The sequence below is a fragment of the Devosia alba genome (genome assembly GCF_039938915.1).
Classification (GTDB): Bacteria; Pseudomonadota; Alphaproteobacteria; order Rhizobiales; family Devosiaceae; genus Devosia; species Devosia alba.
Genome location: NZ_JBDUUI010000001.1, coordinates 350787 through 368740, shown reverse-complemented (window position 1 = coordinate 368740; position 17954 = coordinate 350787). Strand labels below are relative to the sequence as shown.

At 63.4% G+C, this 17954-nt stretch carries 20 protein-coding genes and 1 tRNA gene; 12 read left to right on the top strand and 9 right to left on the bottom strand.

All coding sequences use genetic code 11. The features are described 5' to 3' along the window. Window positions 1–16 precede the first annotated feature (16 nt). The 4 genes from crcB to ABFY71_RS01695 are packed head-to-tail and all read left to right on the top strand — an operon-like array spanning window position 17 to window position 2906. Window positions 17–481, top strand: coding sequence for a fluoride efflux transporter CrcB (gene crcB, locus ABFY71_RS01710; RefSeq protein ID WP_347944404.1), 465 nt, complete (start codon window positions 17–19; stop codon window positions 479–481). Then, window positions 478–1464, top strand: coding sequence for an RluA family pseudouridine synthase (locus tag ABFY71_RS01705; RefSeq protein ID WP_305579804.1), 987 nt, complete (start codon window positions 478–480; stop codon window positions 1462–1464). Before crcB ends, ABFY71_RS01705 begins: the two co-directional genes overlap by 4 nt. Continuing rightward, window positions 1461–2123 carry an HAD-IA family hydrolase gene (locus tag ABFY71_RS01700; protein ID WP_305579803.1) on the top strand — a complete coding sequence of 221 codons (663 nt, stop codon included), beginning with the start codon at window positions 1461–1463 and terminating at the stop codon, window positions 2121–2123. Before ABFY71_RS01705 ends, ABFY71_RS01700 begins: the two co-directional genes overlap by 4 nt. A gap of 3 nt (window positions 2124–2126) precedes the next feature. Further along, entirely contained in the window at window positions 2127–2906 is a 780-nt protein-coding gene (locus tag ABFY71_RS01695; RefSeq protein WP_347944403.1) for an ATP12 family chaperone protein, read from the top strand. On the opposite strand, the gene folK is transcribed toward ABFY71_RS01695, so the two are convergent. The 5 genes from folK to rimO form a co-directional block, all read right to left on the bottom strand. Next, the gene (gene folK, locus ABFY71_RS01690; RefSeq protein ID WP_347944402.1) at window positions 2903–3346 is read right to left on the bottom strand and encodes a 2-amino-4-hydroxy-6-hydroxymethyldihydropteridine diphosphokinase; all 444 of its coding nucleotides are present in this window, start codon (window positions 3344–3346) and stop codon (window positions 2903–2905) included. The two genes, ABFY71_RS01695 and folK, sit on opposite strands and share 4 nt — an antisense overlap. Then, on the bottom strand, window positions 3346–3732 hold the full coding sequence (gene folB, locus ABFY71_RS01685) for a dihydroneopterin aldolase (RefSeq protein ID WP_347944401.1): 387 nt from the start codon (window positions 3730–3732) through the stop codon (window positions 3346–3348). Before folB ends, folK begins: the two co-directional genes overlap by 1 nt. Window positions 3733–3736: 4 nt before the next feature. Then, complete coding sequence (gene folP, locus ABFY71_RS01680; RefSeq protein WP_347944400.1) at window positions 3737–4606, bottom strand: dihydropteroate synthase; 870 nt, start codon at window positions 4604–4606, stop codon at window positions 3737–3739. A gap of 7 nt (window positions 4607–4613) precedes the next feature. Further along, window positions 4614–6383: an SLC13 family permease gene (locus ABFY71_RS01675; protein WP_347944399.1), complete on the bottom strand. Its 1770-nt coding sequence runs from the start codon at window positions 6381–6383 to the stop codon at window positions 4614–4616. A 299-nt stretch (window positions 6384–6682) separates the two neighbouring features. Continuing rightward, window positions 6683–8014, bottom strand: a complete 1332-nt coding sequence (gene rimO, locus ABFY71_RS01670) for a 30S ribosomal protein S12 methylthiotransferase RimO (protein WP_347944398.1) — start codon at window positions 8012–8014, stop codon at window positions 6683–6685. A gap of 235 nt (window positions 8015–8249) precedes the next feature. Between rimO and ABFY71_RS01665 the strand changes: the two genes are divergently transcribed. Continuing rightward, window positions 8250–8627, top strand: coding sequence for a DoxX family protein (locus ABFY71_RS01665; protein WP_305579796.1), 378 nt, complete (start codon window positions 8250–8252; stop codon window positions 8625–8627). Window positions 8628–8686: 59 nt separating this feature from the next. Here ABFY71_RS01665 and ABFY71_RS01660 read toward each other — a convergent pair whose 3' ends face one another. Then, window positions 8687–9304 (bottom strand): DUF4282 domain-containing protein, encoded by a 618-nt coding sequence (locus ABFY71_RS01660; protein ID WP_347944397.1) that lies wholly within the window; start codon window positions 9302–9304, stop codon window positions 8687–8689. 40 nt (window positions 9305–9344) lie between these two features. Continuing rightward, on the bottom strand, window positions 9345–10112 hold the full coding sequence (gene lipB / locus ABFY71_RS01655) for a lipoyl(octanoyl) transferase LipB (protein ID WP_431021492.1): 768 nt from the start codon (window positions 10110–10112) through the stop codon (window positions 9345–9347). A 76-nt stretch (window positions 10113–10188) separates the two neighbouring features. On the opposite strand from lipB, the gene ABFY71_RS01650 reads away from it, so the two are divergent. From ABFY71_RS01650 to ABFY71_RS01625, 6 genes are all read left to right on the top strand, one after another. Beyond that, a complete protein-coding gene (locus ABFY71_RS01650; protein WP_305579793.1) occupies window positions 10189–10422 on the top strand; it encodes a FliM/FliN family flagellar motor switch protein in 234 nt (77 codons plus the stop codon). Between the two features lie 106 nt (window positions 10423–10528). Then, a tRNA-Leu gene (locus ABFY71_RS01645) sits at window positions 10529–10614 on the top strand. A gap of 279 nt (window positions 10615–10893) precedes the next feature. After that, on the top strand, window positions 10894–12309 hold the full coding sequence (gene mgtE / locus ABFY71_RS01640) for a magnesium transporter (protein WP_305579792.1): 1416 nt from the start codon (window positions 10894–10896) through the stop codon (window positions 12307–12309). A 473-nt stretch (window positions 12310–12782) separates the two neighbouring features. Next, window positions 12783–13208: a DUF1489 family protein gene (locus ABFY71_RS01635; RefSeq protein WP_305579791.1), complete on the top strand. Its 426-nt coding sequence runs from the start codon at window positions 12783–12785 to the stop codon at window positions 13206–13208. Window positions 13209–13295: 87 nt separating this feature from the next. Further along, entirely contained in the window at window positions 13296–14156 is an 861-nt protein-coding gene (locus tag ABFY71_RS01630) for a division plane positioning ATPase MipZ (protein WP_347944395.1), read from the top strand. A 95-nt stretch (window positions 14157–14251) separates the two neighbouring features. Further along, window positions 14252–15160 (top strand): division plane positioning ATPase MipZ, encoded by a 909-nt coding sequence (locus ABFY71_RS01625; protein WP_347944394.1) that lies wholly within the window; start codon window positions 14252–14254, stop codon window positions 15158–15160. Window positions 15161–15195: 35 nt separating this feature from the next. On the opposite strand, the gene ABFY71_RS01620 is transcribed toward ABFY71_RS01625, so the two are convergent. Both ABFY71_RS01620 and ABFY71_RS01615 read right to left on the bottom strand, forming a co-directional pair. Continuing rightward, window positions 15196–15465 (bottom strand): hypothetical protein, encoded by a 270-nt coding sequence (locus ABFY71_RS01620; RefSeq protein ID WP_305579788.1) that lies wholly within the window; start codon window positions 15463–15465, stop codon window positions 15196–15198. A gap of 80 nt (window positions 15466–15545) precedes the next feature. After that, the gene (locus ABFY71_RS01615; RefSeq protein ID WP_347944393.1) at window positions 15546–17138 is read right to left on the bottom strand and encodes a serine hydrolase; all 1593 of its coding nucleotides are present in this window, start codon (window positions 17136–17138) and stop codon (window positions 15546–15548) included. A 481-nt stretch (window positions 17139–17619) separates the two neighbouring features. Here ABFY71_RS01615 and clpS point away from each other — a divergent pair, with 481 nt between their 5' ends. After that, window positions 17620–17952 (top strand): ATP-dependent Clp protease adapter ClpS, encoded by a 333-nt coding sequence (gene clpS / locus ABFY71_RS01610; protein ID WP_347944522.1) that lies wholly within the window; start codon window positions 17620–17622, stop codon window positions 17950–17952. The last annotated feature ends 2 nt before the right edge of the window (window positions 17953–17954 follow it).

Below are 17954 nucleotides of genomic sequence, written 5' to 3'. Positions count from 1 at the left end.
CAGTTCAGTTTAGCCATTGAGCCAACTGAAATCGGTATGCAGCTGCACCAGCCTTGCATATGGAAGTGTTCAATTGGTTATTCGTGGAGCAGGGCAGAACATGCAGGCAATCTTGTTGGTCGGGGCCGGGGGCGCGGTCGGTGCCATGGCCCGGTATGGCTTTTCAAGTCTGGTGGGACGATTGTTGCCGATGTCATTTCCATTGGCAACGCTGCTGATCAATATCATGGGATCAGTGCTGATGGGCGTGTTCATCGGGCTGCTCGCCCGCTTCCTGCCGCCGCAGCAGGCTGAGCTGCGGCTGTTTGTGGCGGTCGGGGTGCTGGGCGGATTCACGACCTTTTCCTCGTTTTCCCTCGATACCATCGTGTTGATTGAGCGCGGTGCGCTGCTGCAGGCGGGCTCATATGTGCTGTTGTCGGTTGTGGTTTGCCTCATAGGGCTTTATCTCGGGCTTTTGGTGACCCGAGGCGTGGCATGAGTGGCGTTCAACAGCGGCAGGTAGAGAGCGACGAAGACGGCATGCGTCTGGATCGCTGGTTTGCCCAGCATTTCCCCCAGCTCGGTTTTGGACGGCTGCAAAAGCTGATCCGCAATGGCGAGGTCAAGGTCGACAGGGCCAAGGTGACCACCAGCACGCGCCTGTCGCCGGGCCAGACCGTGCGGATTCCGCCGATTGATGATCCCGGCGTGGTCAAGCCGGTCACGGTCAATGACAACGATGCGCAGTTCATCCGCGACATGATCATGTACGAGGACGACGACATCTACGTGCTCAACAAGCCGCATGGCCTGGCGGTGCAGGGCGGTACGGGCATGAAACGGCATCTTGATGGCATGCTCAAGAGCCTGCCCAACAAGAAGGGAGAGCCCCCGCGGCTGGTGCATCGTCTCGATCGTGATACCTCGGGCTGCCTGATCGTGGCCAAGACCAAATCGGCAGCCAGCCATTTTGGCGAAGTGTTCCGGTCGCGTTCGGCCCGCAAGATCTACTGGGCCCTTGTGGCGGGCAATCCACATCCGCCGCAGGGCGAGATTTCCTGCTTTCTGGCGCGGCAGTCGACCGATGATGGCGAGCAGATGGCGGTGGTCAAGAACGGCACGCCCGGCGCACAGCACTCGCTGAGCTATTATTCGACCACCGACACGGCCAGCCGCCGTTTTGCCTGGGTTACCCTGAAGCCGGTCACGGGCCGCACCCATCAGCTGCGCGTGCACATGGCGCAGCTGGGCACCCCGATCATCGGCGATCCGCGCTATTTCAACATCGAGAACTGGCAGGGCGCGCCGGGGCTGAGCTATGGCCTGCACCTGCATGCCCGCCGTATCGCCATTCCGCTACGCAATGGCGAGCGCCTGGATATCTCGGCGCCCCTGCCGCCGCATATGCGGCACAGTTTTGAAACGCTGGGCTTTGATCCGGATCGCTATGACGTCAGCGGCGATCCCGAGGACGGGGTATGATCCTTGTCGTGTTCGATATGGACGGGACGCTGATTGATACTCAGGCCCTGATCACTGAACATATGGCGACAACCTTTCACAGCCTCGGTCTGGCGGCGCCGTCCGCCGAGCTATCGCGCCGGGTGATTGGCCTGTCGCTGCCGATGGCCATGGCCCGGCTTGCCGAAACCGACGACCGCGCGCTGATCGATGAACTGGTGGGGGCCTACCGGGCCCACTACCGCGCTGCATTGGTCACCGATGCGTCGCGCGAAGGCCTGTTTCCTGGTGCAATGGAAGCCCTGCAGCGGCTCAACGCCCGCGATGAGGTGCTGCTGGGCATCGCCACGGGCAAGGGGCTCAGCGGTGTCCATCGCATCCTGGCTTTGCACGGTGTGACAAATTACTTCACCACCTTGCAGACCCCCGATCACAACCCATCTAAGCCCCATCCCGGCATGCTGGAGACGGCCATGCGGGAAACGGGCGTTTCGCCGGCCCGGACGGTGATGATTGGCGATACGACTTTCGATATCGAGATGGGCGTGGCCGCTGGCTGCAAGACGATCGGCGTCACCTGGGGCTATCACGAGCCGGCCGAGCTGATTGCCGTGGGGGCAGGCAGCATGATCGATCGATATGACCAACTGGACGGCGCGATCCGTCAACTCGTGGAGTAAGCCATGCGCGACCAGCTCGAAGACATTCAGAAGCATCTCGACGATGGTTATGGCCGGGCGCAGCACCTCAACCGGGTCGAATTGCCCAAGCGGTTCTACAAGGAGGTGGCGGCCGGACCGGTCGAGGGTGGCTTCACCGTGACCCTTGATGGTCGTCAGGCGCGCACTCCCGCGCTGAAAGTCCCGGTTCTGGTCCCGGCAGCGGCGATTGCCACGGCAATGGCTGCTGAATGGGCCGCCCAGGGCAAGGTCATCGATCCGGGCACCATGCCCACGGTGCGGCTGATCAATTCGGCTCTTGAGAGTGGCGAGACCAGTATTCCGGCGTTCCGCGACGAGATCGTCAAGTTTGCCGGCGGCGATCTGCTGCTGTACCGCGCTGACAGCCCGCAGCCACTGGTGGCCGAGCAGGAGCGGCACTGGGACAAGGCGCTGGTCGAGATTGCCCGCCATTTCGGTGTCAGCTTCCAGCCCACCTTTGCCATCCAGCACCAGCCGCAGCCCCAGACGACGCTGGAGCGGCTGGCGGCAGCGCTGGAAGGAGAGCACTTGCTCACCCTGACCGCCATGGTCTCGATGACCGGGCTGACCGGCTCGGGCCTGCTGACGCTGGGTTATTGGCACCGCCTGCTCGATGTCGAGCAGATCTGGGCAGCGGCCCATGTCGACGAAGACTACCAGATTGGCCAGTGGGGCCAGGATGATGAGGCCGCTGCCCGCCGCGCGCTGCGCCGCGTCGAGTTTGATACGGCGGTGGCGGTGCTGGAGGCCATGCGGGGCTAAGGCGACCCACTGCCGAGGGCGATGATCCAGGCGGTCAGCTCGGGCGCGATTTCGGCCAATGGCACGGTGACGAATTCGCGCTCATGGGCGTGGGGATGCGGCAGGGTGAGGCGCGCGGTTTGCAGCTGCTGCCGCTCATAGGCAATGATGTCGATATCGATCAGGCGCGGTCCCCAGACCTCCTCGCGGACGCGCCCCATCGCCAATTCGATTGCCAGCAGAACATCAAGCAGATCAATGGGTTCAAGGCTTGTTTCAACCGCGATTGCCATGTTGGCGAAGTCGGGTTGATCGGTCTTGCCCCAGGGCGCGGTGGTCAGCACCGATGACTGGGCGCTGACCGAGATGTGAGGGTGCGCAGCGATGCGGCGCACGGCCTCGGCCAGTTGCCCGCGCGGGTCGCCGATATTGGCGCCAAGGCTCAGCCAGGCCCTGGCCATTATGGGGTTTTTCGCTGGCGGTGCAGCTCGATGGCGGCCTCGCCACGCACCATGGCAATGGGCGCTTCGGGCTTGCGCAGGCGGATGATGACCCAGCTAACCGCTTCAAACTCATTGAAAATGCCGTCGACAATGTTCTGCGCGACGGCTTCGAGCAGCTTCATGCGCCGGGTTTCGAAGGTTGATTTCACCACGTCATAGATATCGGAATAGGAAATGCCGGCGCTGAGCCGGTCGCTGCTGGCTGCCGCGGCCAGATCGGTACCCAGTTCCAGGTCGATAAAGAATCGCTGCCCCAGCAGCGCTTCCTCGGCAAAGACGCCGTGATAACCGTAAAAGCCGAGATCTTTCAGAATGATACGGTCGCCGGTGAATGGTTCGGCCATGCGGTTACCCCAGATCTTTTGGCGGACCATACAGCGTTGCCTGGGCGACGCGAAGAGCATCGCGATTGGCTTTGACGTCGTGCACGCGGAAAATGTGTCCGCCATTGGTATAGCCCAGAACCGTGCTGGCGATGGTGCCGGCGAGGCGTTCGCTGGCCGGCAGGTCAAGCAGTTTGCCGATCATCGACTTGCGCGAGGTGCCCACCAGGATCGGAAAATCGCCTTGCTGCGGGGCGGTTCCCGAACAGGCCTGGCGCAGCGCCCGCAGGAGGGCGTAGTTCTCGGCGACGGACTTGGCAAAGCCGAAGCCGGGATCGAGCACGAGCTGGCTGCTGCGGATCCCCGCCTGCTCGGCGCGGGCAATGGTAGCGTCGAAATAGCGGTGCATGGCCTCGAGCAGGGGCGTGCTCGCGTCGCGCGCCTTGTCCCAGTGCATGGCAATCACCGGCACGCCATAGAGGGCGGCGATATCGGCCATTTCGGGCGCGCCCTGCAGGCCGTGCACGTCGTTGATGATCGTGGCGCCGGCCTGAATGGCCTGATCGGCGACCAGCGGCTTGTAGGTGTCGATGGAGATGGGCGCGGTGATGCCCTCGGCGATCAGCGCATCGATGACGGGCAGTACGCGGTCGAGTTCTTCCTGCACATGGACCAGCGCGGCACCGGGCCGGGTGCTTTCGCCGCCGATATCGATGATGTCGGCGCCCTCGGTCAGCATCTGGCGGGCATGGGCCAGGGCGTGCTCGACCAGATTGTGCTGCCCGCCATCGGAAAAGCTGTCCGGGGTAACATTGAGAATGCCCATTACCAGCGGCGTCGGGCCCAGGACCAGGGGCGGGCGGTTCGGCAGGGAAAGGCTGTGGGTGGAGTGCATTACCGCCTCAGAATGGCCAGACGAGCATCAGCATGGGCACGGCGACCAGCACCACGATGATCGAGAGCGGTGCGCCGAGGCGCCAATAGTCGCCGAATTTATAGCCGCCCGGACCCATGACCAGCGTGTTGCACTGGTGGCCAATCGGGGTGAGGAAGTCGCAACCGGCGCCGATCGCCACCGCCAGCAGGAAGGCTTCGGGACGATAGCCCAGGCCGGTGGCAAAGCTGGCGGCAATCGGCGCCATCACCAGCACGGTAGCGGCGTTGTTGAGGAAGGGCGTGACGGCCATGGCCGCAATCATGATCAGTGCCAGCGCACCCCAGCCGGGCAGAATGCTCGCCGTCATCGTCAGCCAGCTGGCGATCATCTCGGTGCCGCCCGTCGTGCGCAGGGAATCGGCCACCGGGATCAGGCAGGCCAGCATGATCAGGATCGGCGCGTCGAGCTGGGCATAGACCTCGCGCAGTGGAATGGTGCGGCTGAGCACCATGGCGACTGCAGCGGCAAAGAAGGCCGGGGCCACCGGCACAATGCCCATCGCCGTGGCCCCCATGGCGACGGCCAGAATGACCAGCGGCAGCAGGCCGTTGCGGATGCTGCCCAGACGCAGGCCCCGTTCCACCAGCGGCAGGCAGTCCCATTCGCGCAGCAATTCGGGCAGCCGCTTGATGTGACCCTGGATCAGGATCACGTCGCCATTCTGGAAGCGGATCTGGCCGAGGCGCTCGGTGAAGCGTTCGTCGCGGCGGCTGACGGCCAGCAGGTTCAGTCCGGTGCGGTCGAACAGGGTCAGTTCCTGCGCCGTTGCCCCGATCAGGCCCGAGCTTTCCCCGATAACCGCCTCGATAACGCCGAAATCGGCCGCGTCCTTGGTGGCGGCGCCGCGGCGCTCGGAGAATACCATGCCGGACTGGTTGACCATCTTGTCGAGCGCTTCGGGCTCGCCGGCAATCAGCAGGATATCGCCGGCCCGCAGCTTGGCATCGGGCAGGGGCGTGCGCGGACGGCCGCCGGCGCCGACAATGCGCGTCACCATGCCCCGGCCATCAGCCAGCGCCTGGATTTCGCCGACAGTGCGGCCAATGGCCGACGAGTCCTCGGTGACGCGGGCCTCGGTGGTGTAGTTCTTGATCTCGACCGCGCTATCCATGCCCTGCGTTTCGCGCTGGCGGATCGGCAGCAGCTTGTAGAACAGGGTGAGGAAGATGACGCCGACCACAGTCAGTGCCAGACCGACCGGGGTATAGTCGAACATCGAAAAGGCTTCGCCGGTCAGTTCCATGCGGACGCGCGAGACGATGATATTGGGCGAGGTGCCGATTTGCGTCATCAGCCCGCCCAGCAGCGAGGCAAAGGCCATCGGCATCAGGAACAGCGATGGCGAAACGCCGGACCGTCGCGCCATCTGGAAGGCAATGGGCATCATGATGGCCAGCGCGCCGATATTCTTGACGAAGGCGCTGAGCACGGCAACCACGGTCACCAGCAGCAGCAATTGCGCGCGCGGGCCCGAAATATTGGGGGCAAAGCGGCGCACCGCCACTTCCATGATGCCCGAGCGCGACACGGCGGCGCTGATTACCAGGGCGCTGCCGACAATGATGACGATATCGTCCGAGAAGCCGGAAAACGCCGTGGCGGGTGCAACAATCCCGGTGGCGAGGCCAGCCAGCAGCGCGCCCACTGCCACCACATCATAGCGCCAGCGGCCCCAGATGAACGCCACCATCATGCCGATGATCAGCAGGAAGGCCAAGGCTTGCGGAATTGTCATCTCGTTCCTGTCATTGCGTCGAGTTGATAACACAGCGCACGTGCGGCGCAGCGGCAAGCGGCAAAATCTGCGTTATTCCGTGTAATGCCATGGAACCAAATCAGCAAATGCGCAACGGGTTGTTGCGCCATTTTCCTGGTCCCGAGAGCGCTTTACTGGACGATCAGAATTGCAGGCTGCGTGCAAAGAATGCGCAGTACTGGCTCGGGGCGGTACCCTTTCAAACAACAGAGGCGCAACCACCGGGCTGCGCCTCTTGTCTTGAGTCCGCCAATGCCGGCAAGGCATTGAAACTGAATCTAGTTCAGGGTGCTGGCCGGGGTGGCGAACAGATCATATTCGTCACTGCCGGTGACCAGTACATCGAGCATGTCGCCCGGCTTGATGCCGCTGGCATTGGCGATGATGACCTGGCCGTCGATCTCGGGCGCGTCCCATTTGGAGCGGGCAATCGCCTTGTTGGTCTCGGGCTGCACATCGTCGACCAGCACCTGGATGGTGCGGCCGACCTTTTTGGCGAGCTGGCCGGTGGAGACGTTCTGCGCCACTTCCATCAGCCGTTCAAAACGGTCCTGCATGACATCGTCGGGCACGATGCCTTCCAGCTCATTGGCCGGGGCGCCGGTGACGGGCTCGTATTTGAAACAGCCGGCGCGGTCGATCTCGGCTTCCTCGATGAAGTCGAGCATCATCTCGAAATCTTCCTCGGTCTCGCCGGGGAAGCCGACGATGAAGTTCGAGCGCACGGTGAGGTCGGGCACCTGCTCGCGCCATTTCAGGATGCGGTTGAGCGTCTTGTCCTGATGGGCGGGGCGGCGCATTGCCTTGAGGATCTTGGGCGAGGCGTGCTGGAACGGAATGTCGAGATAGGGCAGCACCAGGCCTTCGGCCATCAGCTCCATCACCTGGTCGACATGGGGGTAGGGATAGACATAGTGCAGCCGCACCCAGGCGCCGAGCTGGCCCAGTTCCTTGGCCAGGTCGTAGAACTTGGCCTTGACCGGCCGGCCGCGATAATTGCTCTCGGCATATTTGATGTCGACGCCATAGGCGCTGGTATCCTGGGAGATCACCAGCAATTCCTTGACGCCATTGCGGATCAGGCCCTCGGCTTCGCCCAGAATGCCGGCCGCCGGGCGGCTGGCCAGATCACCGCGGATCTGCGGGATGATGCAGAACGAGCAGCGATTGTTGCAACCCTCTGAAATCTTGAGATAGGCGTAGTGGCGCGGGGTCAGCTTGAGACCCTGCTCGGGCACCAGATCGACGAAGCGGTTCGGCACTGGCGGCAGGTGCTCATGCACGGCCGTGACCACGGCTTCGTACTGATGCGGGCCGGACACCGCGAGTACCGAGGGATGGGTCTGGCGGATCAGTTCTTCTTCGACGCCCAGGCAGCCGGTGACGATGACGCGACCGTTTTCGGCCAGGGCTTCGCCGATGGCTTCCAGCGATTCCTGCTTGGCGCTGTCGAGAAAGCCGCAGGTATTGACCAGGACGATGTCGGCCCCGGCATAGTCGCGGCTGAACGAATAGCCCTGCGCGCGCAGCGTGGACATGATGCGTTCGCTGTCGACGAGGGCCTTGGGGCAGCCGAGGCTGACGAGGCCGATTTTAGGCGCTTGGCTCATGTGAGCTTGATATTCCAATGGGGAAGGGTTGCGCGCGTCATACAGAGAATTTGATGGTTACGCAATGTGACCGCCCATCGGCCAGTGCGGGGCTGGTCTGCGCTGACGGGGTGCGGCCCGATTGGCGCCGATCCGCGAACGCTGCGTCAGTGATTATCCGGTTTTTGCCGAAGCCCGGCGCCGCTATAAGTCTCCGGCTGTGCCTGCGCGGCCCAGTCCAACACAAGGAAACTCAATGTTCGATCGTCTCTCCGCCTACGCGCCGCAGGCCCTCGCCGTGCTGCGCATCGTTGCCGGCCTGCTGTTCCTGCTGCACGGCACCCAGAAGCTGCTGGGCTTTCCCGCCACCGAGATGTCGCCGCCGCTGATGAGCCTGTTCGGCGCCGCCGGCCTGATCGAGCTTGTCACCGGCGTGCTGATCATCATCGGCTTCTTCACCCGGCCTGCGGCGTTCATTGCCTCGGGCACCATGGCCGTGGCCTATTGGATGGTGCATGCGCCCAACAGCCTGTTCCCCACCAATAATGGCGGCGACGCGCCGATCCTGTTCTGCTTTGTATTCCTCTATCTGGTGTTTGCCGGCCCCGGCGCCTGGAGCGTCAACAAGCGCTAAGCCTGCCAGATTGAATCAACAGGGCCGCCCAGAGCATTGTCTGGGCGGCCTTTTTTCGTTCAGGTCGTTTTTTTGCTGGGCGGGGTCCGCTTGGCGGTACGCCGTGGCTTGTGGGTCTCGCCGGGCTTGGTCGCCGGGGCGCGTGGTGTGCTTGCCGCTGGGGCAGCCGCTGTGGCCGCTGCCGGGTTGGGCGCCGGTGTGGTTGCGGCAGCCGCCGGGGCGGACGCGGCCGCAGCCGGACGGGCGGGCGCGACATAGGGCGCCGGCTCGGTGGCCGGGGTGATGTATTCGTCGGCCTCGGCGTAGTCGGGGTCTTCGCCTTCCTCGGCCAGGTCGCGAATGGCGTCGCGGACCTCGTCGATCAGCGAGGAGGAGTAGCGCGAGCGGTTGACGGTTTCCCCGCTCTGCTCATGCGCCTTGAACCACACCAGCAGCGCCTCGCAGACAATACGCAGCGCAACCAGCGCCAGCAGGCCGAACACCAGGATTTCCAGCACGCCCCACAGCCCCATGCCGAAGCCGAAGCTGAAGCTCAGGAATAGATGGCTGACCGCCCAGAGCAGAATGCCGCCCAGGCCCAGCGCATAGACGATGGGCACCAGCTTGGGCGCGAGGATAGCGTCGAGCCGGAACAGGGTCTGGCGGGTGAACAGGCGCTTGAGATCATCCAGCGTCATGTCGGGCTCCTTGACAGGGTTTGATGGTTCGATTCGATTGTTACGCAAGTTGTCGGGGCGCGTCACCCCCGAGCAGGCCGTGTTCGTCGGCGGCGATCGTCGGGCCGAAGCGGGCCTCGAAGGTGGTCCTTAGCACCGAATCGACCTCGGGCATCGACACCAGATGCCCCAGATCCTCAAAACTGGTGACCCCGGCATCGGCAATGCCGCAGGGCACGATGCCGTCATAATGGCCCAGATCCGGCGCGATATTGAGCGAAATGCCGTGGAAGCTGACCCATTTGGACACCCGCACGCCAATGGCGGCGATCTTGTCCTGGGCCAGCACGCCCTTGTCGGGGCGCTTGACCCAGACGCCGATGCGCGGCGCCGGCTGGCTTTCCGCCGCAATATTGTGGGCAGCCAGGGTATCGATCACCCAGTCTTCCAGATTTTGCACCAGGCAGCGGATGTCGCGGCCGCGCTGGGTCAGGTCGAGCATCAGATAGACCACGCGCTGGCCCGGGCCATGATAGGTATATTGCCCGCCGCGCCCGGCATCGAATACCGGAAAGCGGTCCGACAGCAGGTCGGCCGGCTGCGCCGAGGTGCCGGCCGTGTAGAGTGGGGGGTGCTCGAGCAGCCAGACGGCCTCTTCGGCGGTGCCGGCGGCAATGGCGGCGGCGCGGGCCCGCATGGCGTGCAGCGCCGCGGGATAGGGCACCGGCGCGGCCGAAATCACCCATTGCACCGGCCGGGCGTCGAGCCGTGCCAATTTGTTACGGGTTTGGCCGGCTTCGTCACGATTTGTTAACGGTTCCATAACCATGGGTGCCAGAGGATGCTTTCAGATAAAGTTTGAGCGGCACGCAGCGCATGGTGCCAGGACGGGTTCGTATATATCTATGGGTACACTAGACAATATTGAAGTGGACATCACGGTTGAACTGGGGGCCACCAATTTGCCGATCCACCATTTGCTGCGCATGGGGCGCGGCGCGGTGATCGAGCTGGACGCCGGCGAGCACGACCCGCTGTTCATCTATGCCAATGGCACGCTGATCGCCCATGGTGAAGTCAATGTCGATGACGGGCATTTGCGGGTGCAGATCACCGGCAAGACCTCGCGCCGCCGCTAGGCTCTCCACAACCAATCGCGATTGCTGATTTAAGCGCTTGAGGTTGACCAGAACCTTTGCTACATCCGCATTCGCTTGGCCCGGTGGGTCCGGCGCTACCAAATGTGCGGTCGTGGCGGAATGGTAGACGCGCAGCGTTGAGGTCGCTGTGGGGTAACACCTGTGGAAGTTCGAGTCTTCTCGACCGCACCAATCATCTCTCGGGATGAAAAAAATGGGCTGCCCTCCGGGGCGGCCCTTTTTTGTTTTTGGAGGGGTGGGGCAGCGGTCGGGGCCGAGCCGCAAATCCAATGGCGCCGTTGCACAGGATTGCCTTGCTGACCTGATGGCGCTTCCAACCTGGACCCGGCGGAAAGGTTCCGCCAAAATTTCGCCCTGCCGTGGCAAAAATTCCCGCTGCGCCGCTGGCGGAGCGGGGAGTGATTGGTTACAGCTGGGCAGCCCCGCAAAGCCGCATCGAAGGGCCGCCCATTGAGTACAGATTCCGACAGCCGCCACGATTCCGACAACGGCATCGATCCCGATGTGTTCCGCGACGACGATGACCGCATCAGTCCGCTCTGGCTGGAGCGGCTGCGGGCGTTTCTGAGCGCCGGGCGGGCCGATGATCTGGCCATGGTGATGGCGCCGCTGCATGCGGCCGATATCGGCGACGTGCTGGAATCGCTTGATGCCGATGAGCGGCTGATGCTGGTGCGGCTGCTGGGTGAGCGGTTCGACTATTCGGCGCTGACCGAGGTCGATGAATCGGTCCGCACCCAGATGATGGAAGCGCTGCCCAACGCCGAAATCGCGCGCGGCGTGGCGGGGCTGGACAGCGACGACGCGGTGTTCATTCTCGAGGACATGGAGCAGGTCGACCTCGACGAGGTCCTAGCCAAGCTGCCCACCTTCGAGCGGCTGAGCCTGAAGCGGAGCCTCGACTTCCCCGAGGATTCCGCCGGGCGGCGGATGCTCACCGATTTCATCGCCATTCCCCCGTTCTGGACGGTGGGGCAGACCATCGACTATCTGCGGCGCGAGCATGATCTGCCCGACGAATTCTACCAGATCTACGTGGTCGATGCGGCCTATTCCGTGCTCGGCACCATAGCGCTGGACAAGTTCCTGCGCGCCCCGCGCAGCACGCCGATCGCGGCGCTGATGAACACCAATCTGATGCTGGTGGACGCCAATGAGGATCAGGAAGAAGTGGCGCGCGATTTCGAGCGCTACGATCTGATCGAAGTCGGCGTGGTCGATGAAAGCAAGCGGCTGGTCGGGGTGCTGACCATCGACGACATTGTCGACGTGATCCACGAAGAGGCCGACGAGGACATCAAGCTGCTGGCCGGTGTGGGTGACGAGGATATTTCCGATTCCACCCTCTATACCGTGCGCAGCCGCGTGCCCTGGCTGGTCGTCAATCTGATCGCCGCGGTGGCGGTATCGATGGTGATCGGGCTGTTCAATGCCACCATCGAGCAGATGGTGGCGCTGGCGGTGCTGATGCCGATCGTGGCCTCAATGGGCGGCAATGCCGGGACGCAGACCATGACGGTGACGGTGCGGGCGCTGTCGATGCGCGAGCTGGACGGGCGCCGCCTGCGCCGGCTGATCTCGCGTGAAATGGTGGTCGGGCTGACCAATGGGGTGATCTTTGCCGTGCTGATCGGGCTGGTGACCTGGCTGCGCTTCAACAATATCGAGCTCGGCGCGGTGATCGCGGCCGCCATGGTGATCAATATGGCGGTGGCCGGCACGGCGGGCATTCTCATTCCGCTGACGCTGGACAAGTTCAAGGCGGATCCGGCCATTGCCTCGGCGGTGTTCGTCACCACGATCACCGATATCGTCGGATTTCTCGCCTTTCTGGGCATTGCCGGGCTCTGGTTCGGGCTGTTCTAGGCGTTTTCCCCGGAAATCGGCTGCCAGTCATGCCGGTGTCATGATTGCGGCCTAACAAGGGCCGCGACGCAGGGTTTGCCGCAATTTTTCCGCTGACAGCTGGCTCACCGCACATGACCGCCGCGCCGGAAACCGCTGCATTGCAGCGATTTTTGCCGTTGGCCCTGGGGGAGTGTGGCAACTTGGCCGCTTGCCAAGCATTTCTGACAGGGTTAACGCTTTGATACCGGTGGTGCGACGGAGCAATCTGTCGGCTTCCCGGTGTGAAATGGCTGACAAGGAGCAATAGATGCGTAGTCAACCCAGATCCACAATGTGGCGTGCGGCAAGCTGGACGATGGTATGCCTGCTCTCGATGGGATTGGTTTTCTCCGTGGTAGCTGGCGTCTAGACGCTGGAGTTTTTCACTCTTGGATATTCTGGAAGGGCGCCCGAGCCAGTTGGGCGCCCTTCTGCTTTTTGCGGAGACCTTGATGATCCACATGATCAAGCTGTGCGTGGGGGTGGCGAGCTTTGAGGAGCTGGAAAGCTACCGCAATGAGCGCGCGCACTGGTGGGATGCCGATTATGGCGAGGACGTGCACGTGCACCGCACCCGCATGATGCCCAAGCGGGCCGGCGAGATGGAAGGGCAGGCCTCGCTATACTGGGTGATTGCCGGGCAGGTGGTATGCCGGCAGCCGATCCTGCGGCTGGCCCCGTTCACCAATCAGGAGGGCAAGAATTACTGCGACATCATCCTGGCCCCCGAGCTGATTCGGACCATTCCCTATCCCAAGCGCCCGTTTCAGGGCTGGCGCTATCTGAGTCCGGCCGATGCGCCGCCCGATCTGGGTGCCAATGAAAACGCCGGATCCATGGCGCTGGCCGCCGATCTGGCCAGGCTGGGGCTGATCTAGCGAATGGATCAGCCGGCGTTAACAGCCTGTTAACCATGGCGACATCTGTTAGCAGTGTGCGAGTGGCGCACTGATTTGGGGGCATGGATGGCGCGAACTGGTGCGCATGTCATTGTTGTGGGCAATGAAAAGGGCGGCTCGGGTAAATCCACCACGGCGTTCCATCTGGCCATCTATCTGCTGCATGCCGGCCATCGCGTGGCCAGCATCGATGTCGATAGTCGCCAGCAGACCTTCACCCACTATGTCCGCAATCGCCGCGCCTATGTGCAGGAGCGGGGCATCAAACTGCCCAGCCCGCAGCATTTTCACCTGCCATCGGCCTGGGGCGACTCGGTGCGCGAGAACGACAGGGCCGAGTTCGACGTGTTCCGCCGGGCGGTGGGCGAGGTCGAGCAGCGCGCCGATTTCCTGATCATCGACACGCCGGGCTTTGATACCAATCTAACCCGGCTGGCCCATTCGCTGGCCGATACGCTGGTCACCCCGGTCAATGACAGCCTGATCGACCTCAATGTGCTGGCGCGGCTGGATGCCACCACCGGCCAGCCGGTGGAAACCAGCCACTATGCCCGGCTGGTGCAGCGGGCGCGCTCGGAGCGGCTGGCGGTCAGCGGGGAAAGCGTTGACTGGGTGCTGGTGCGCAATCGCATTTCCATGCTGGCCTCGCGCAATGCGCGCCAGGTTCACACCACGCTGGAAGCCATTGCCACCCGGTTTGGCTGTCGCGTCGCCGATGGCATTGCCGAGCGGGTGATCTTCCGCTCGCTGTTTTCCAGCGGCCTGACGGTGTTTGATCCGCTCGACGACGAAGCCGGGGCAGATGCGGCCAGTGTGTCGCATGTGGCGGCGCGCCAGGAATACCGCAATCTGGTGGCGGCGCTCAACCTGCCGATCAGCCGGCCCGAGCTGCAGCCCGAGGCGGCAGCCCTTCGCCTGTCGGCCTGAGCCCGCATTAAGCGTCTGACGACTATTTGCTGTGGCGGCGCTTGCCAGCGCGCCACGAACGCCGGACAATTGCGCCTGAAAGCTGAGGGCGCAGAATGGCTAGCCATGGCGTGCACGTTATCGTTGTCGGCAATGAGAAGGGCGGGTCGGGCAAGTCCACGACGGCGTTTCATCTGGCGATCTACCTGCTCTATCTGGGCCACAAGGTAGCCACCATCGATGTCGACAGCCGGCAGCAGACGCTGACCCATTATGTGCGCAATCGCCGGGCCTGGGCCAGGGACCGCGATCTGCAACTGCCCCACAGCACCCATTTCCATCTGCCGGTGGCGCGCAGCAACTCGCTGAAGGCCAATCACAAGGTGGAGTTCGACCTGTTCCGGCAGGCGGTGGGGGAGGTCGAGCATGATGCCGATTTCCTGATCATTGACACGCCGGGCTTTGATACCAATCTGACGCGGCTGGCCCACTCGCTGGCCGATACGCTGGTCACCCCGGTCAATGACAGCCTGATCGACCTCAATGTGCTGGCTCAGATCGATCCGCTCACCGGCGAGCCGCGCGAAATGAGCCATTATGCCCGGCTGGTGCAGCGGGCGCGCGCGGAACGGCTGTCGATCGATGGCCGGAACATTGACTGGGTGCTGGTGCGCAACCGCATCTCGATGCTGTCGTCACGCAACATGCGGCAGGTGCAGACCATGCTGGAGCGGATTGCGTTGCGGCTGGGCTGCCGGGTGGCTGATGGCATCGCCGAGCGGGTGATTTTCCGCTCGCTGTTTCCCAATGGCATGACGGTGTTTGATCCGCTCGATGATGAGATGCTGGGCGGCTTGCCCTCGACCTCGCATCTGGGCGCGCGGCACGAATACCGCGCCCTAGTCGACGCGCTGCATCTGCCGATGAGCGAGCGGGCCGAGGCCCGCAAGGTGCTCGCGGCCAGCGCTTCGCCACAGCAGGAGGCCGAACAGCGCTTCATTCACATGTTGAACAGCGAGTTCTGAGCCCACTGCGACTTTGTGTTGTGAACGGGCGGGCTTCAGCCTTCGCCCAGATTGAGCCGGATGGCGCGGGCGCCACCTGGGGCAAAGACGTCGATGTCGACGCTGACCGGTTCCTGCACCATGCGGCGCGTCCGGGCCGAGACGGCCAGTACCACGCCCAGCAGGTCGGCAACACCGCGCTTGCGCGGCAGCATGCGCCCGCTGATGCCGGCCAGCACGCGGTTGCGCGCCGCCATGTCTTCGCTCAGCAGGCTTGAGCGGCCAACGAAATTGGCCAGCTCGGTCAGTGCAGTACGTTCGCTCATTGGGCTACTCCAAACACAGGCACCAATTTGCTTCCCCTTGTGGCCGGTGGCTCATCGTCCCCGGCTCGTCTTGTTCCAGTTCAGCTCTGCATCGCCAGGCAGGCCAGGTTCTGCTGCTTGAGCTGGTTGCACATGGCGGTGGCGTCGTCGCGGCCGCCAAAGCCGATAAAGCGGGCGCGATAGAACACGCTGCCATTCTTTTCAAAGCGCTCCACATAGGAGCGGAAGTCACCCAGATTGCCGGCCTTGCCGGCGGCGTCGGCCAGCATGGCGCGGGCGCTGTCTTCCGATGGGCCGGCGCCGATCTGCACCACCCAGCCACCCGGAGGGGGTTCGGCGGCAGCAGTCTGCACGCTGCCCGAGGTCAGCAGGTCGATGGGCTGGTTGGCCTGCTCGATCGGCGCGGGCGGCTGTATGCCAAGGGGCGCCGACGGCGTCGTCTGGCCAAGGGCGGCAGGCGGGGCGCCCAGCTTGTAGGTATCGCTGAGCCAGGCGCCGATAACGTCCTGGCTGGGATAGGCCGGCTGCGGCGCCTGGGAGGGTTCAGCGAGCGTATTGACGGCCTGCAGCGCGGGCTGCTGCTTCAGGTCGGCCGGTATGGGGGCGGGCATGGGCGCGCTGGCCAGCACCACTTCTGGCGCGCCCTGGGTGAGCTGGCGCTGCGGCTGGGCGCCATTGGCGGCCACCAGCTGCGCCAGGCGGAAGCCGGGCAGGGGCATGGGCATGACAAACACCGGGGCTGCCGATGGCGATTGGGCTACCGCGACCTGGGTGGTGCCCTGGCTGCCCGGCATCGGGATCATGGCCGTGCGCAGATAGTCGCCGCGGCGGCCCTTGGGCAGGTAGGTTGACACCAGCTGGCGCACCTTCTCGTCGCGCGCGGCGGATGAATTGAAGCCGAAGGCCACCACGACGATGTGGCGGTTGTCCTTGCGCGCGGCGGTCAGCAGATTGGAGCCGGCGGCATTGATGTAGCCGGTCTTGATGCCATCGACGGCGCCCAGATAGCCGAGCACGCGGTTATGGTTGCCATAGGTGCGCTTGCCGTAGCTGAAGCTCTTGGTCTGGAAGATTGCGTAATAGCTGGGGAAGTGCTGATAGACGGCGATGCCCAGGATGGCCTGGTCACGCACGGTGGTGATCTGGCCGCCATCGGGCAGGCCCGAGGCATTGCGATAGGTGGTGTTGCGCATGCCCAGGGCACGGGCGGTCGCCGTCATGCGCTTGGCAAAATTGGCTTCGGAGCCGGAAATATGCTCGGCGATGACGCGGGCCATGTCATTGGCCGACAGCGTCACCAGTGATTTGAGGGCATCTTCCACGGTAATGGTCGCGCCGGCGCGCAGGCCCAGCTTGGTGGGAACGGCGCTGGCAGCGTGGGCCGAGACCGTCATCTTGGTGGAGAGTTTGAGGTTGCCCGCGCTCAGTTCCTGAAACAGGACATACATCGTCATCACCTTGGCGACGGAAGCGGGGTAGCGCTTGCTGTCGGCCGCGGATTCATAGAGGACGTTGCCGGATTTGGCATCGACGACGATGCCGGCATATTTGCGGAGGTTTTCGATGGCCTGAGCCGGCGCAACGGCGTGCGCGCTGATGGCCAATGCAACAAGGATCGCGGCAAAGGCGCGCAAAAACGCAACGCGCCATGGGGATTTCGCCTGGAAAGCCACCCGATACTCCAACTCTTACTCTCGGGCACAACGGTGCCCGTACGCAACTACTACAACGTCAAATTCGAGCCGGTCTGAGGAGCCCCACGCGCCCAGATCGTCCGATAAGCCCCGAGTTCTACGCCCGGGCCGTTACTATTCGGTAAAATGCCATGGAAATTTGATGGATCTGGAAGTCGCTCACGCCTTGGTGATCCGGGCCCTTGTGCGCGGGAAGGCGAGCGGCGGGTCAATGCGTCACCGCCGCGAGCAATCCAGACCGGTATTGTCGTCGTATAAGCCTTGCGCGGCGAGCATATTGTCCGCATCACAAATTCGGGAAGCATGGGGCCTTAACACCGGCGTTCTTTTGCCTACATAATGGCTCCCACCATGCTGCTTCGTTTTCTTCACGACAGATGATTTGCCAATGACCTTCAATGACTGCCTCGCACTGACCGTTGAGGCGCCGGCCCCTGCGGATCTGGTGCCCCTGACCGGTATGGCCGGGCCCAAGAACGAAGATCCTGGTAAGGGTGACACCGAAACCGGGACCATCACCAAGACCCGGCCCAAGACCAAGCGCCCGAGCCTGTATCGGGTGCTGCTGCTCAATGACGACTACACGCCGATGGAGTTCGTCATTCTCGTGCTGCAGGACGTCTTCAACAAATCGCGTGAAGACGCCATGCAGATCATGCTGCACGTTCACCAAAAGGGGGTCGGTGAGTGCGGCATCTATCCATACGAAGTGGCCGAGACCAAGGTCACACGCGTGATGGATACGGCGCGCAAAAACCAGCATCCGCTGCAATGCGTGATGGAAAAGCAATAGGA